Below are 15,802 nucleotides of genomic sequence, written 5' to 3'. Positions count from 1 at the left end.
ATTGAGGTTGTTCTGAACTATTGAATTGCGATGTTGTTGCTTTTTGCTTAGTTGCCTTTGTTCATTTTGGCTTTCAACTCTTCCAAAGCGCTCAGGCCTTTGGCTTCTGCGCCCAAAGCGCTGTCGATTTTAGAGTCAAGGCTTTCGTTGGAATCGGCAATGTCGCCATAGGCTTCGGCAAGGGCTTCATTTTCGTCCACTTTGGTTTTCATCTTCTCGAGCATGGCTACAGTAGAAGAAGAGTCGATATTGGCCATTTGCTTGTTCAGGCGTTGGGTCGATTCACTCACCTTCACACGCGCCTTCAGGGTTTTAAGTTCATTCTCCCACTGGCTGATGTTCGAGCGAAGTTTCTTGACGTTGGTTTCCAAAGCGGGAACTTTCTGGTCGAATAGTTCTTTCTCTTTGGTTGCACGTGCAAAGTCAGCATCGATTTCCGCCTTTTTAGACAAAATTTCTGCCGCCAACTCATCCGCCTCAGCTTCTGTCATGCTGCCTGCCTGTGCTTTCTGAATCACCAGCATGGCCTTATTTTCATAATCTTTCGATTTGCTTCTGAAGTTGTTCACATCGTTTCTTGCACGAATTTGCATGGCTTTTACCTCTGCCAACGCCTGCAGGCTGCTGTCCAGATCCTTTTTAAGATCGCGGATTCCCTGCTCGGTCATTTTTATAGGGTTTTCCAATTTATCCACTGCAGAATGTGCCTCGGCACTACCAATTCTAAATAAACGCTTGAAAATATTCATAATATTATATTTTTAAATTTTATCCTTTTGAAAAACGGATGATCTCATCCATGTACTCGTTGAGTAAAAGCCCTAATGCATTGAAGGAAGCTTCAATTTCATTGAGGTCAAGGTTTTCGAGCTGTAGGGTATCCCTGAAAATCACCTTGGTGCCTGTCTCGTCCAAAACAAAGGCTCCATGAACCATGTCGCGATTTTTCTGAAGTAAAGAAAGCAATACCTCAGGATCTTTGGCGGGCAGGTCAAACAAATGCTGTTCCATAATCAGGATGGGTTCAGCCACACCCAGCATCATGTTGTTAATACCATTGGCTTCATAGTTTACCACAAAAATTCCATCTGATTCATTCTCAAAATGGATGGCATAATCGAGTTCTACCAAGTACTCTCTTACTTTATCAAAATTACTCATTGGGAAGAAGGTTTAAAATTTTAGATTCCCGATCAATTACATTATCAATGTACGGGAAAAAAATGACATAAGTTTTAACATGGCTCAAAAAAGTAGCAATTTTTTTCTTGCTTTCTTTTCCACACCTAAATATTATGATTACTTTCGGAATATAAATTATAATTTTTATCGATTAATGTCACATATAGGTAGAAATATCCGAAAAATACGTTCGGTCAAAAATTTGAGCCAAGCCAAATTTGCCGAGCTTTTCAAACTTGCCCGTCCGTCGGTCGGGGCGTATGAAGAAGGGCGCTCGGAACCAAAGATCGATACCGTGATTGCAATTGCGCAGCATTTTAACCTCAGCATAGATTTACTGCTGACCAAGGATATTACCGTCAATCAGCTTTATCATTTTGATATCGATAAAGTGGAAGAAAAGATTGAGCCCCTTGTAAAACAGGTGGAGGGTATTCCGATGCTCGAAGGAAAAAATTGGTTAAATTATATATTAGGGCAGCGAAAGCCCGATTTTATTGATAACCTTCCTAAAATAGTGATACCCAAGATCAGTCCAAAAAATCACCTTGCTTTTGTTTTTAATCGCCAACAGGCAGGGGGGAGCAGGGCTTTGAACAATGGGGATATTTTAATCGGGACGATGGTAAAGCCTTCGGAGATTGCAGCGGTACAGGGCATGTTGGGCATCGTTATTCACAATCGTCGGGCTTACGTGCTTCGGATTGTAAAAGAAGAGGACGACCAGCTGATTCTCAGCTATTGGGAAGACCCGAGCGAACAGGTGCCGCTTTCGATGGAAAAGGTGGAGGAGATTTGGGCGGTTAAGCAACGCATCACGCAGCAACTCGACGCCCCGAACCTGTTGGAACGCCGTGTTTTACGCCTCGAAGAACAAATAGAAAAACTGTTGCGTGACTAAATTGTAGGAGTGCTCATTTTTTGAGCAGCTTGTATTCCACTGTCTATGGCTTCAAATAGTAGCGGCAGACGGAAGGTATCCACGCCTGCAAAAGCGAGATTATCAGGGCTCTGTATCGGTTGGTTAAGGTAACCTACTGAAGGGATGGGCATGGCATGTCCCATAAAGTGTAGATAGGCGGTTGCTACCTGCTCAGTGATGTCCTCCTGAATCAATTCCTCAATCGCTTTCAGCCCAAACTGAAACACTTCGGAAGGGTCTTTTTTGATCTTCAAAAGATGTTGCCTTTCCTGTGGCTGATAATTATGGTAGAGGCTAATAACCTGAACAGATTCCTGCTCACGATGACTCGCCGTATTCACGATACCTACCAGCGGATGATTGGCAGTGATGTATTCGTTCTGCCAAAAATTGGTCGACTGATGCAATGGCTTTTTCAGGACATAATTGATCACCAACCACGGACTGTACTTTACGGCTTTAAAAGTGGAGGCATGCGCAGGGAAAATTGTCGGCAACAAAAACTTGGGCGCCGCAAAAATCAACTGCTCACAATGAATATGGTATTGCCGTTCCTTTTTCAGGTCAAGCACCTGTAAGGAGTAACCATGCGCAGCCGTTTCAATGTTGACCACCATTTGCTGAAGCCTACATTTTGCTGACGGCAATTGCTTGGCCATTTTATCGATGAAATAGTAATTCCCTGATGTTGGCGAAAATATTTCCACGGAAGGATCACCGTAAGGGCGACACATAAAATAATGGATGCCCGCCAAAGCTGATACCTGATCCGATTTGGCGCCGTAATCATCACGCATCACATAATCTATGGCTTCCAGACTTTGCAATTTAAAGGGGTGAGCCTGCGTCAGGAAATCTTTGAAAGAAAGTGAATTCAGGTGGAGATGTTCCTTGTCGATCAGTCGTGAAGGCAAAGGCATTTTTCCCTGGTACTCCGAAAGCAATGCTGTAAAAGCCTGATGATCGTCAAAATCGCCGATCAATTGAGGGCGTCGGTCTCCCTGTTGCCAATATTGCGCCTCCGCATATGGCGGGATAATATGCTGCCGATCGTTGAACTGCCATAATTTGGCAATCGGGTTATAGCGGATAATTTTCAGCTGCTCCAAAAACGCCAGCACCTCCTTTCCGAAATTTTCAGGGTACGCTAAATCGTAATGCGCGCCCTGCCCAATCCATTGTTGCTGATGTTCAACGGCTGAAGAGGTTCCTCCCAGTCGGTCAGCCATTTCCAGCAACACAAAATCCTGATCTTGCAGGTGACAAGCGGCCGACAAACCTGCAACGCCTCCACCGACCACCACGGTTTTAAAATGCTGATCCTGTTCTGCTTCCCAATCGGGCAAGCCAAATCTTAAAAAATGACCGCTTTGATCCTCACTTCTAATCTTAAAAGGAAAGGGCAAAGTGCTTTTTTGATTACAGGCCACCTGCCATAAAGGGAGGGCGAACAAACCTGCGGTACTCCGTTTAATAAATTGACGTCTTTGCATAAGTTAAATACTTCCCAGAATTTCGGAATTAAAAGTGGAGGCTAAAATATTGTTTCGTAGCGTGTTGATCTGCTGATCATTAGATTTTGGGCCTTTCGGAAAGTGAGTGATCAGGGAAATACTTTCCTGCGTCAACCATTTTGTTTGCAGACGATCAAAGTCCAGCGCATCCTGCTGTTCAAAATCCGCCTTACTTGCCATAATCCATGCTCGGTCGCCAAGTGAGGGCGCGCTGTTATGAAAAGCTTTGGTGTGCATACCTGTGGAGGCGATGGTGTTTTTGATGATTTTAAAACTGTTGGCAAAAAGAAAAGGATTTGTGGCATTACAAACCATGATTCCTGTTTCTGACAATTGATTTTTGACCAGCTGAAAAGATTTTTGACTGTACCACCTCCCGAATTGAATGGTTAAAGCCTCGGGCAGGTCCATCAAAATTAAATCATAAGGATCGTGCTGATCGTTATTCAAAAACATGCCTAAACTTTGCTGAATCCAATGTGTGGAGGAGTCTTTGTCTTTTCCCTGAATGGCTTTTGCGCCATCATAATCCAATGGCAAATAATCAATTTGCGCCCATGAATTTGACCTTTTTGCAATCTGTCGGATACTTCCATTGAGATCGCCAATAATCAATAGTCGTTTTGGTTTGTGGAGGTATTGCATCGGGTACATGACGAAAGGCTCGTGGTACATCGCTTGATCGACATTGCATTGTATCAGCTGTTGATTTTTATAGGTCCACTGCGTGTTTTTGAATTGAGTGAAGGTGTATTTTCCCAGCGTCCCCTGAATTTGTTGCGTGATCAGTTCACCGAAAAGGGGCTGATCTCTGAAAGGCTTTTTATTGATATACCCATGACAGTAAAGCGAAGAAATGATTATCAGGAGTACGAAAGGGTAGCTGACTTTCCTGTTTTTAGCAAAAAAAGTGGGCAAATTGTGACCAAAGATACCATAGGCACAGGCGACGAATATCAAAACAGCCGAGGAAATATATGGGATGCTGAAGGCAGGAGTGAGAAGCCCAACCAGTAATAACACGGTGGAGGAGCACAGCAATGCTTTCACTGATTTTCCCCAGATTTTGGGCATGAAAAATCCCGTAGCCACAGCAATGGCATAAAAGATGGGCTCGTAATAAAGGGATTGCGCCTTTAGAAAGCCATAAATGCTATCGGCAAAAACTAATGGGAAGAGGGCCAGACCAAAGCAGAACCTTTCGGTTTTTTTTGTCAGGGGTGCTTTTTGCCGGATCAGCAGTCCCAATATCAAACATAAAAAAATCAGCAAATAGCCTTTATGCTGCGGACCTGCCCATTGCATACCGAAGGCAGATGCCCAGCAAAAAAAGAGGGCGGGGCCAATGATTCCTAAAAATAGGGAAGATTTGTTGTTCATTTATTAATCATGTAGTGCTATCCCGAGTGGGACGCTCGCTATAGTTTAGTGTTTTTGTCGCGGATTTTAGTTCAAGCGTCCCGTTTGGACTAACCATTAAAATTGGATTGACCCTAAGGGGACGATTAAACCAGAATTGGGTTATCACGAGCGGGATTCTCGCAATCGCCCTTGCACCATTTAAAGCTAACAGAACGATAATTAGCACAAAAATTAATTTGTGGAAATCTGTGTATTCTGTGGACAAAACCTTATCAAAACCTCTCCAAACTGTATTAATGCTTGCGCAAAGTGTGAATCATCTGACGTTTCTTTTCGTCCAATTTTGGCTCCAAGCCCACCGTATAATGGTGTGGGTGTGTGAATCGCTTTACGCTATCGTCGAGGGTCATCATATTTTGCAGGGTGTTTTCACGGATTTCCACTAAGGAAGGCGACTGATAAACTTTTTTACCCTTTTCAAAAATAGGCTCGAGCAACAATTTTTCGTCCCAGTCGATCTTGATTTTTTTTCTGCGGGTAACATCCGTTGGATCGACGAAATACTCGGCATCCTGCCCAAGGTGGACGTCAAAAACCATGTCTCCCCGCATTTTACCATTTTTGTAAAAACGTACAATTTGATGATCTCCAGGCGTAGTCACCTTGATGGCCTGCTCAGAAAGTTTAATTTTTGATTCCCATTTACCATCCTGATTCTTGATGTTGGTTAGTTTGTAAACTCCCCCCAGAGCAGGTTGGTCATAGGCGGTAACGAGTTTGGTGCCAACACCCCAAATATCAATTTTTGCATTTTGGGAATTTTTCAGGGATTGAATGATGTATTCGTCCAAATCATTGGAAGCGACAATTTTTGTGGCGGTAAAGCCCGCCTGATCAAGCATTTTTCGGGCTTCGATACTCAGGTAAGCCAAATCTCCTGAATCCAGTCGGATACCATGAAAGGGGATATTTTTGGACCTGAGTTTTTTCATGGTTTCAATCGCTGAGGCGACTCCTTCGAGGGTGTCGTAGGTGTCGACCAACAGAATGGTATTTTCGGGCATCGCTTTGGCAAAAGCCTCAAAGGCTTCCACTTCCTCGTCAAAAGATAAAATCCAAGAGTGGGCATGGGTGCCCTTTACAGGAATGCCGAAAAGCATGCCCGCCTGCACGTTTGAAGTCGCATCTACTCCGCCAACGAAAGCGGCACGGGTAGCAGATAAGCCGCCATCGATTCCCTGAGCTCTTCGGAGGCCAAATTCCAGGATGGTATCGCCGTCGGTAGCTAATTTTAACCTTGCGGCTTTGGTGGCAATCAGGGTCTGGAAGTTAATCAAAGTCAGTAGGGGTGTTTCGATTAATTGCGCTTGAAGCAAAGGACCTCTGACTTTTAAGACTGGTTCAAATGGGAAAATAATTTCCCCTTCAGGGATGCCTTCTACCGAACAGCTGAATTTCATTTGCTCCAAATAATCCAAAAAGCCTTTCTCAAACATCGGACTGCCCGAGGGGTTTTTCAGCGAAGCCAAATATTTTATTTCCGCTGCTTCGAATGTCCAGTTTTCGAGGTAATCAATAACAGTAGCCAATCCTGCCGAAATGCTGAAACCCCCACCGAAAGGATTTTTACGGAAGTATAATTCATACACAGCCTCTTGCTCGTGCTTGTTATTTTTCCAATAGCCATAAGCCATGGTGATTTGGTACAGGTCGGTGAGTAGCGAAAGATTCGATTTGTATATTTTCGAAAGATCAGTCATTGAGGTGCAGTTTATTTGAGTTCATAACCATTGTCGGGCGGCCACATTGTTGGGGCGCTGCATGTATCGTCGGTACCGATTGTTTTCAGTAAAAGCCTTCCATGCATTTTGCCATCAGTTTATTATTGAGCAAGGAAAGGAAAATTTATCGGATTGAAAAGAAGTCGGTCGAGGATAATCAAATGGAGGTTTGAATAGCGGTCAGGTCTTGAAAAGTAAGATTATTATTCCTATTTTAATTGTAACAAACTTACTTTTTAAAATAACCATTTTTTATGACTCGATATTTTCCTTTTGTTGGCGTAGGGTTAACGGCCTTGATTGCCATTTCTTTTTTATTATTTGGCTTTGCCGAGGCTGAGAACAATCGGGCAGTGGTGCATTCGGAGTCTTTTCAAATCATTTTTGAAAAAACCGAAAATGGGCTGTCCATTAAATCCCACGAAGGTACCGCATGGAAGAAATTAGCCTTCAGCCTCCACGGCCAGAAGGTGTTTGTTAATCAGTTTGGGGAATCTTCCCTGAAGGCTGTTCAGCAAAAGAATGAAAATGGTGATTTAGCGGATTTTGAATTTTCCATTGAGTCCAGCGACAATGAGTTCATCCTGAAATCAAATGGAGGGACTGCCTGGGAAGAGCTAAAATTTTCCCTTCAGGCAGGAAAGAAGATTTTGGTGAATGAATATGGGCTCAATCGCATTTGATAACCCTTTTCAGTGAAAAATAAAAAAGCAAGCACCCATGGATGCTTGCTTTTTTTGGTGGGTAAGAAAAATTAGTGTTCCCTTACCTGAATGATATTTACAGGGCAGGCTTTTGCTGCCCGCTGGTTTTCTTCCAATTCATCTTCACTGACTTTGACACTCCAAAAGCCTCTTTTATTCTGGGCGCCCAAAAGGACACTTTTGCCATCCTTTTTGGACATTCGCCAACGGTTGTATGCGATTTCCACGCAGTAATGGCAACCGATGCACTTATCCCTTTGGTGGATGATCGTAACCATTATGCCTCAACGATTTTATAAAGTTTGTCAGAAGGACGTACGCGGTCTGGAACTTTGATCGAGAAGTTTTCGCCTTTCTTGGCTTCTTCCACCGACTGCCCATCCACGTGAATTTCCTCGGCATCCAACTCCATCACACCTGTTGTTACACCAGTGATGAGCAGTTTGTCGCCTTTTTTCAATTTCTGTGCCTCCACTTTAAATTCTGCAACCCCAATTTTGGTGAAGTAATGCTTCGCTAAACCAAGGTAAACTTTTTTCTGTGTGGCCTGCGAACCTGGCTGGTCTGCCCATTCGCCCATTTCCTGACCGAGATAATAGCCTCCCCAGAAATCGCGGTTATAAACGGTGCGTAAATCGTCCATCCATTCTTCCGCTTTTTCGGCGCTGTAAGTACCATCGTAAATCGCATCAACTGCTTTACGATAAACACCGACCACCTTCTTAACATACTCAGGCCCTTTGCCACGTCCTTCAATTTTCAGTACCTGAACACCTGTATCCAAAAGCTGATCCAGGAAATTCACCGTACACAAATCTTTCGGCGACATGATGTATTCGTTGTCGATCTCAAACTCAATGCTTGGATCTTCAACATCTTTAACCGTATATTTTCGGCGACAGTTCTGGTTGCAAGCACCACGGTTGGCCGACGAATTATAGGTATGCAAAGACATGTAGCACTTCCCAGAAACGGCCATACAAAGCGCACCATGTGCAAAAACTTCGATCTGAACACGTTTTCCTGAAGGACCCTTAATGTCTTCTTTTTCTACTGCATCGCAGATATGCTTCATCTGCATCAGGCTCAATTCCCGAGACAATACCATGACATCGGCGAAGTGGGCATAAAAACGGATGGTTTCCACATTGGTGATATTCACCTGTGTGGAGATATGAATTTCCACACCGATAGACTGTGCATAGGAAATTACGGCCTGATCTGAGGCGATAATCGCCGTGATTCCAGCTTCCTTTACACGGTTACAGACATGCTTTACAATCGACATGTCGTGATCGTAAACAATGGTGTTCAGGGTTAAATAGCTACGAATCCCATGTTCCTGGCAGATGCCTGCCACCTTTTCCAAATCATCCAACTTGAAGTTCATGGTCGCCCGTGCACGCATGTTCAGTTGCTCAACCCCAAAATAAATGGAATCTGCGCCACCCTGAATTGCGGCCATTAACGATTCAAACCCTCCCGCAGGAGCCATGATTTCAATATCCTTTCTTAAAGGTGCTCTCATTTTGTATCTATCTATTTTTTTTGAAGCATTGAAGGTGCTTACAAATATACAGTTTTTAAAGCCAAAATCCTTATCTTCAAGCTGATACGCTTTTCAGGGGAATGGCTTATGAAAAAAGCCTAACCAAAAAGGTGAGGCTTTAATGTCATTCAAATATGATGCAAGTTATTTCAAAAACTGATAAAAACGCTATTTTATCCCCAGTTTGTTGGAGATTTCAAGCATCTTTTCAATAGGTTTTTTCGATAATGCTATTTGTTCGTCAGTCAAAAGAATTTCTGGCTGCTCAAATTTCAGTGCATTGTATAATTTTTCCATCGTGTTGAGCTTCATGAAAGCGCAATCGTTACAGCCACAGGTGGCATCTACCGAAGGGGCAGGGATAAGCGTTTTCGATGGGGCGTTTTTCTGCATTTGATGCAAAATACCGCTTTCAGTGGCCACGATAAATTTATTGCATTTATTGTTTTGCTCCACATAACGCAACAGGGCAGTGGTTGAGCCTACAAAATCGGCCGCCATTAGCAATGGGCGCTCACATTCTGGGTGGGCGATAAATTCCGCATCAGGGTGCTCCTCTTTAAGGTCAAGGATTTTTTCCAGCGAATATTGTTCATGAACGATACATGCACCATCCCAAAGGACCATTTCACGACCTGTCAGGTTGTTGATGTAATTCCCGAGGTTTTTATCAGGAGCAAAGATAATCTTCTGATCTTTTGGGAAAGATTCGACAATCTGAACGGCATTGGAAGAAGTCACGATTACATCAGAAAGCGCCTTGATGTCGGCGGTACAATTGATGTAAGAAAGCACGATATGATCAGGGTGCTGCGCTTTGAAAGCCGCAAAGGCATCTGCAGGAGCAGATTCTGCGAGGGAACAAGAAGCTTTAAGATCAGGAATAATCACTTTTTTGTGGGGGTTGAGGATCTTCGCCGTCTCTCCCATAAAGTGTACGCCAAGGAAAACGATCACTTCAGCATCGGTATCTGCCGCTGCACGTGCAAGCCCAAGGCTGTCACCGAGGTGGTCAGAGATGTCCTGAAGGTCACCTGTGATGTAATAATGCCCAAGAATTACGGCATTTTTTTCCTTCTTCAATTTCTTGATCTCAGCAACAAGATCTAATTCAGGATTTACGGGCGCGTTTATAAAGCCCTCTTCGCTTAATGCGGGATGTGTACTGTCCATTTTAGGTATTAATACAATATATTAGACTGTAAAGGTAATGAAAAATTTGTGAAAGAAGGATGTTTTATACCCTTGAGATTGCCTAAAGCAAAAAAAATCCCGACAAAATAGGCTTGCCGGGATTCGTTTTTGGGGGAGAAGTAATTGGGGGCTTACTTCTTTTTGTTTGGTTTACTGTTGTCGTTTTTACCTTTGGCAGACTGTTTGGCTTGCCATTCTTTGTAAAATTTTGCTGCACTTGCAATAGGGGCGGAATGTGAAAAATCGTTAGACATATCTGTTTATATAAATATTGGGGGATATTTTATAAAACAAAGATAGGTGAAATTTCAATCGTTTGCATAAAAATTTCCATTAAAAAATGCTCGAAAACGATGATTATTCAACATTTGTATTATTTTATTTTTGACGTAAGAAAGTAAAGCTTGTTGGCCCAAATTTACCTTCCACTTTCACGCATTTATTGTCCTGATAATAGAAATGACTTTCCTTCATCATGCCTACCTTTAATTTATAGGCATTTTCACTTTCTTTTTTCAGGTCGAGGAACTCACCGAGTCTTTCGCTGAAAAGCACTTTTTGTCCAGTAGGTTTTTCAAAATATGCACGAATGATGGAAAAAGGTACTTCACCTATAAAATAATGGTCATCTTCCTTGGTGACAGAGAGTTTTCCTTGTTTTGTCTGGATGATCGTTTTTTCCTTCAAGTCTTGATTTAAGTAATTTTCAAAATAACTGTAGGTCAATTTGCCATTGATATACTCTACATTAATGGTAAATTCATTGATCATCTTTTTGAAAAGATTCACTTCCATGGAGGATTTCATGGAGTATTGTTCAAGTGATCCTTGAAGCTTTTTCTCCACCTGCATCTCACCAACCACTTTTCCGCCAATAAAAATATCAAACATGAGCAATTGTGCTGTTGCAAATTGAACACCGTTGATCATCAGCAGTAAGAGGAGCATATAGGTTTTTACGGAGTTCATGGGCAGCACAGGATTAATGGGTCTTCTATATTATATCTTGATTACTGCCGTTTGGTTTGCCTTCTAAGCTGATCAGTGGAAATATTAGATAAAAACGGTGGGGTATGGATCAATTTTGTATTTTTGTCCTACTTAATCAGCAAAAATAGCCTAATTATTACTTTAGGTTGATCAAATTATGAATTATAAAGAAACACTTGACTTTTTGTATCAACAGTTGCCGATGTTTCAGCGTCAGGGAGCGACGGCATTCAAAAAGGACCTCACCAATACTTTGAATTTGTGCGATGCTTTGGGCAATCCGCAGGAAAAATTCAAGAGTGTCCATATCGCTGGCACGAATGGCAAAGGCAGTTGTTCACATATGATTGCCGCCGTGATGCAGTCCGCAGGTTTCAAAGTCGGTTTATATACCTCTCCGCATTTAAAGAGTTTTCGGGAGCGCATTAAAGTGAATGGGCAGGAAATTGCGGAGCAGGATGTGGTGGATTTTGTGGCAAAGCATCAGGATATGATCGAGGATGTTTCTCCTTCATTTTTTGAATTGACCGTGGCGATGGCTTTCGACTATTTTGCGCAGGAAGCTGTGGATATTGCGATTGTTGAAGTAGGGCTTGGTGGCCGACTTGATTCCACCAATGTGCTTTCGCCAATGGCGACGATGATCACCAATATTGGCCTTGATCACCAGGGGATGCTTGGGGAAACGCTTGAGGAAATTGCGGCTGAAAAGGCGGGCATTATCAAGAAAGAGGTTCCCGTGATTATCGGGAGAAAGCAGGAGGCACTGATTCCTGTTTTTGAAAAGATCGCTGAGGAGAAAAATGCAGGTTTAGTTTACCCATCGGATTATTGGCAACTGAAAGAACAGGGAGGTCTGTATGTGATTTCTTCGGAGCAGGACGGTATTTCGTTTGCAGTGGCACCACAACTGAAAGGAAGCTATCAGAAAGAAAATATTCTTGCGGTGCTTGAAATGGTTTTGAGCCTTAAAAGTATGGGCTGGCATATTGAGCTTGGCGATATAGTTGCTGGCCTGGAAGAGGTTGTCAGCCTGACTGGCCTAAAAGGGCGTTGGCAGGTGCTGGCTGAATCACCAAAAATAATTTGTGATACAGGACATAATATCGATGGGGTAACCGCCGTGATGGAACAGCTGAAAACGGAGCAATTCGAGCGACTGTTTATCGTCTGGGGGATGGTCAATGACAAAGACTTGTCACCAATTCTTTCGCTATTACCGCAATCGGCAACATATTTGTTCTCTCAGGCGCAAGTGCCGAGAGCGATGGCTTCGTCGGAATTGCTTGCCATGGCTGAAAAACAAGGTCTCAAGGGGCAGGATTGTGGCACGGTGGCTCAGGCAATTGAGCAGGCCAAAGCAATGGCAACGGAAAAAGATTTGATTTTTATAGGCGGCAGTACATTCGTCGTCGCAGAAATAGAACAACTATAGAATACAATGGGGAGATGCAGTAAATTAGCACGTTTTGCTGATAATGCGGTTCGATACAATATTATTGAACCAGGAAAAGAAAAGTTCGAGGTAATTAAGGGGAAGTGGAATAGTGACCATTTCCCGAAAAATCAACCTTTGGTGGTTGAGTTAGCCTGCGGAAGAGGAGAATATACAGTAGGCTTGGGGCGTACCAACCCAGACAAAAACCATATTGGGGTGGATATTAAAGGGGCCAGAATCTGGCTCGGCAGTTCCAAAGCCATTGAGGAAGGACTTGAGAATATCGCTTTTCTGAGAACAGAAATTCTGCATATTGAAAAGTTATTCGATAAGGAAGAGATTGACGAGCTTTGGATTACCTTCCCTGACCCACGACCAAAAGACAGGGATGAAAAGCGCCGACTGACGCACCCGAGATTTTTGGAAATGTATAAAAAATTGATGGCCAAAGACGGCTGGGTGAAATTCAAAACGGACAACACGCCATTATTTGAATACACCCTTGAAGTACTGAAAGCACGAAAGGATATTTTGAATTTGGAGTACACATTTGATTTGTACAAAGAGGAGGAGTTACTGAAGGAGCATTATGGCATTAAAACCCATTATGAAAAGCTCTTTACAGAGAAAGGAGAGGATATCAAATATCTTAAATTTAAATTTGATCAATCCATTCCTACCACTTATACCAAATGAAAAACAAACTAAAAGTTGTAATGCCCATATACGGCCTGTTTCTGCTGATCGCAGGTTACTTGTTGCTGATGTATGGGAAAGGACCTGTAGAAATTTGGGTGAACCATCACCATTTTCCATTTGGGGATGTGTTCTTTAAATATGCCACCAAACTCGGAGAAGGGGTGACATTGGTGCTCTTTGCCATTGGGCTCGCGCGCATCAGTCGTTATGTTTTGTTTGAAGGGGCACTGGTGATTATCGTTCAGACGATCCTGACATTCATTGCCAAGAGGGCTTTTGATATTCCAAGACCGTCGGCCTGGTGGCCTCATGATGTTACACTGAACATTGTGGAAGGCGTAAGCCTACACAGTCGGTGGTCGTTTCCGTCAGGGCATACTGCAATGATTTTTGCCGTTTGTGGTTACCTGATCATTGTTGCACGGAAATCCAGCTGGGCAACCTTGTGGTTGGTTATCGCACTGACAACCGCCATCTCAAGGGTGTATCTGGCACAACACTTCCTGGTGGATATCTATTTCGGTTCACTGCTCGGAATGGGTTGCGCTTTTGCCGTTCATTATCATATGAACTATTGGCATCCGCAACTGCGAAAAAAATGGGCTAAACCATTATTCTAAGTACAGAAAACACAGCAATTATTGCTGTGTTTTTTTTGTCCTGCAATTCGTGAGTCGTCAATTGTTGTCGGTCTTGTCGGTAATTATCAGACCTTAGCCTGTCGAAAATTCACAAAAAAAGCGATTCCAGAAAAAAGGTTAAATTTGAGTGTCCAAACCGTCATTCAACCTTACCAGAATCGCTTTGAGTTTTAAAAATAACAAACAATCTCTAAAAAAGAAAAAGTCAACAGAAAGAGCCAAACGAAAAAGGCGAAACGACAGTATCAAAATTAAAAGATATAAGGCTCGGGCTTCTTTTTGGGAAAAGAAGTACAAAGAGGAAAAGTCTAAAAACAAGTCGGAGTTTGGTGGGAAAAAAATCAAGCACCACAGCTACTGTTCGGCCATTATTACTTTGGCTTTAATTTTACATACTGAAACCAGCATGAGCCTTCGTGATAGTGAGACGGTATTGCGTATTTTCATTCAACAAATGCACATAGATAGTAAATGCCCTGACCATTCGACGATTGATAATTGGTTAAAAAAAGCAGGAATGCAGGCCATCGAACCATTTTCACCTGAGCGGCCATGTGTTTTGATTTGTGATGAAAGCATTTCATTCAACGGGAAGAAATTGTTTTTGGTACTTGCCGTTCCTGTGTCGGTTTCTGACCAGCAGCGTACATTACGTTTTGAGGACTGTCACTTGGTTTATCTTGGTGCGAAAAAAGGTTGGTCGGCAGATGTAATTTATAAGGAACTTCAACCACTCGTTCAGAAGCTGAAAATTCAATATGTCCTAAGCGATAAAGGTTCTAATTTACTTAAGGCTACAGCCTTGCTGGGGCTTGATCATGTTTCGGATATCACCCATGAAGTATCAAGGACACTGAAAAATCTATATAACGATACAGATGATTACAAGAATTTCATCAAATGGGTTGGTGAACTCAGAAAAGATTTAGCGTGTGGGGAATATGCACATTTGGCCCCTCCAAAAGTAAGGCATCATTGTAGGTTTCATCAGCTTGGGCAATATGAAAAGTGGTTTAGAAAGGTCGGTCCTGAGCTGAAAAATGTCGCCGAAGAAAGCAAAGGTGCGGCTTTGAGCCTCCTCCAAATCAGTGATCATACACCTTTCATCAAGGATTTGATATCTTTGACCCCAGTGATCAAAGAAATATTGTCGGTTGGCAGAACGGAAGGGATAAGTCACAAAACTATTTTGAAATTAACTCAAAAAATGGAAGAACTCGAAGGGGATCGGCCAACTATATTCAGAGAAAAAATCACTCATTATTTTCATAAAACCTATAAAACGATTGGTGAAGACATCCCTTTTTGTTGCAGTGCTATCATCGAAAGCGTATTCGGAAAGTACAAATCAAAAATGAGCAGCCACCCACAGAAAATGTGCACCAACCACTTGCTGACCATTCCCTTATTTTTTGTGAAAGAAAATGAAATTGCCGAACTTGTTTCAGGATTTGACACCGTAAAAGTGGCAGAAATCAAAGATAAGGAAGCCGTGGCAAAAGCAATGATGAGCGTTCAAATGGCTGCTTAACTCGTGTACATGTTTTTTGAAAATATTCGACAGGCTAATCAGACCTCTATACCCTTGATTTGAATGGTTTTTTTGATTTGTGGTTTAGTTCAATTAAGCAAGCCCCAATGAAATCCCCATAAGCGATAAAAGAAGTCTGCGGAAATCTGTATAATCTGTTGATAAAAAAATAGACATTATTCATTTGACAGAACACTAAGAGAAGAAAATTGAACAGTAGACTTCAAAGAGAAACTTGAATCATTTGAATAGTTTATTGGGATTAAATGAAGTGATTTTTAGTATAGATAAAATA

The 15,802-nt window shown here is 42.4% G+C and carries 16 protein-coding genes; 6 read left to right on the top strand and 10 right to left on the bottom strand.

What is annotated here, in order from left to right:
- Positions 1-47: 47 nt before the first annotated feature.
- Together AABK40_RS07345 and AABK40_RS07340 are read right to left on the bottom strand one after the other, a co-directional pair.
- Positions 48-749 carry a PspA/IM30 family protein gene (locus AABK40_RS07345; RefSeq protein WP_332922552.1) on the bottom strand — a complete coding sequence of 234 codons (702 nt, stop codon included), beginning with the start codon at positions 747-749 and terminating at the stop codon, positions 48-50.
- Between the two features lie 19 nt (positions 750-768).
- Positions 769-1,161 carry a YbjN domain-containing protein gene (locus AABK40_RS07340; protein ID WP_332922553.1) on the bottom strand — a complete coding sequence of 131 codons (393 nt, stop codon included), beginning with the start codon at positions 1,159-1,161 and terminating at the stop codon, positions 769-771.
- 79 nt (positions 1,162-1,240) lie between these two features.
- Here AABK40_RS07340 and AABK40_RS07335 point away from each other — a divergent pair, with 79 nt between their 5' ends.
- Positions 1,241-2,083, top strand: coding sequence for a helix-turn-helix domain-containing protein (locus AABK40_RS07335; RefSeq protein ID WP_338396611.1), 843 nt, complete (start codon positions 1,241-1,243; stop codon positions 2,081-2,083).
- Here the strand turns inward: AABK40_RS07335 and AABK40_RS07330 are convergent.
- From AABK40_RS07330 to AABK40_RS07320, 3 genes are all read right to left on the bottom strand, one after another.
- Positions 2,080-3,597 (bottom strand): FAD-dependent oxidoreductase, encoded by a 1,518-nt coding sequence (locus tag AABK40_RS07330; protein ID WP_338396610.1) that lies wholly within the window; start codon positions 3,595-3,597, stop codon positions 2,080-2,082. The two genes, AABK40_RS07335 and AABK40_RS07330, sit on opposite strands and share 4 nt — an antisense overlap.
- A gap of 3 nt (positions 3,598-3,600) precedes the next feature.
- On the bottom strand, positions 3,601-4,998 hold the full coding sequence (locus AABK40_RS07325) for a spermine/spermidine synthase domain-containing protein (RefSeq protein WP_338396609.1): 1,398 nt from the start codon (positions 4,996-4,998) through the stop codon (positions 3,601-3,603).
- A gap of 275 nt (positions 4,999-5,273) precedes the next feature.
- Entirely contained in the window at positions 5,274-6,740 is a 1,467-nt protein-coding gene (locus AABK40_RS07320; protein WP_338396608.1) for a nicotinate phosphoribosyltransferase, read from the bottom strand.
- A 275-nt stretch (positions 6,741-7,015) separates the two neighbouring features.
- Between AABK40_RS07320 and AABK40_RS07315 the strand changes: the two genes are divergently transcribed.
- Complete coding sequence (locus tag AABK40_RS07315; protein WP_338396607.1) at positions 7,016-7,444, top strand: hypothetical protein; 429 nt, start codon at positions 7,016-7,018, stop codon at positions 7,442-7,444.
- 71 nt (positions 7,445-7,515) lie between these two features.
- Here AABK40_RS07315 and AABK40_RS07310 read toward each other — a convergent pair whose 3' ends face one another.
- The 5 genes from AABK40_RS07310 to AABK40_RS07290 form a co-directional block, all read right to left on the bottom strand.
- Complete coding sequence (locus tag AABK40_RS07310; RefSeq protein ID WP_332922559.1) at positions 7,516-7,743, bottom strand: ferredoxin; 228 nt, start codon at positions 7,741-7,743, stop codon at positions 7,516-7,518.
- Positions 7,743-8,993 (bottom strand): U32 family peptidase, encoded by a 1,251-nt coding sequence (locus AABK40_RS07305; protein WP_332922560.1) that lies wholly within the window; start codon positions 8,991-8,993, stop codon positions 7,743-7,745. Before AABK40_RS07305 ends, AABK40_RS07310 begins: the two co-directional genes overlap by 1 nt.
- A gap of 189 nt (positions 8,994-9,182) precedes the next feature.
- Positions 9,183-10,187 (bottom strand): quinolinate synthase NadA, encoded by a 1,005-nt coding sequence (gene nadA / locus AABK40_RS07300; protein WP_332922561.1) that lies wholly within the window; start codon positions 10,185-10,187, stop codon positions 9,183-9,185.
- 152 nt (positions 10,188-10,339) lie between these two features.
- Positions 10,340-10,462, bottom strand: a complete 123-nt coding sequence (locus tag AABK40_RS07295) for a hypothetical protein (protein ID WP_332922562.1) — start codon at positions 10,460-10,462, stop codon at positions 10,340-10,342.
- 124 nt (positions 10,463-10,586) lie between these two features.
- Positions 10,587-11,177 (bottom strand): DUF6134 family protein, encoded by a 591-nt coding sequence (locus AABK40_RS07290; protein WP_338396606.1) that lies wholly within the window; start codon positions 11,175-11,177, stop codon positions 10,587-10,589.
- A 178-nt stretch (positions 11,178-11,355) separates the two neighbouring features.
- On the opposite strand from AABK40_RS07290, the gene AABK40_RS07285 reads away from it, so the two are divergent.
- The 4 genes from AABK40_RS07285 to AABK40_RS07270 all read left to right on the top strand — a co-directional run bounded on the left by AABK40_RS07285 (position 11,356) and on the right by AABK40_RS07270 (position 15,507).
- On the top strand, positions 11,356-12,633 hold the full coding sequence (locus tag AABK40_RS07285) for a bifunctional folylpolyglutamate synthase/dihydrofolate synthase (protein WP_332922564.1): 1,278 nt from the start codon (positions 11,356-11,358) through the stop codon (positions 12,631-12,633).
- Positions 12,634-12,639: 6 nt separating this feature from the next.
- On the top strand, positions 12,640-13,332 hold the full coding sequence (gene trmB, locus AABK40_RS07280) for a tRNA (guanosine(46)-N7)-methyltransferase TrmB (protein WP_332922565.1): 693 nt from the start codon (positions 12,640-12,642) through the stop codon (positions 13,330-13,332).
- Entirely contained in the window at positions 13,329-13,955 is a 627-nt protein-coding gene (locus AABK40_RS07275) for a phosphatase PAP2 family protein (RefSeq protein WP_332922566.1), read from the top strand. Before trmB ends, AABK40_RS07275 begins: the two co-directional genes overlap by 4 nt.
- A gap of 184 nt (positions 13,956-14,139) precedes the next feature.
- Positions 14,140-15,507, top strand: a complete 1,368-nt coding sequence (locus AABK40_RS07270; protein WP_338396605.1) for a hypothetical protein — start codon at positions 14,140-14,142, stop codon at positions 15,505-15,507.
- Positions 15,508-15,802 lie beyond the last annotated feature (295 nt).

Source organism: Persicobacter psychrovividus (assembly GCF_036492425.1).
Taxonomy (GTDB): Bacteria; Bacteroidota; Bacteroidia; order Cytophagales; family Cyclobacteriaceae; genus Persicobacter; species Persicobacter psychrovividus.
The sequence above is the reverse complement of the archived record's forward strand: the minus strand, read 5'-3'. Positions and strand labels throughout refer to the sequence as shown.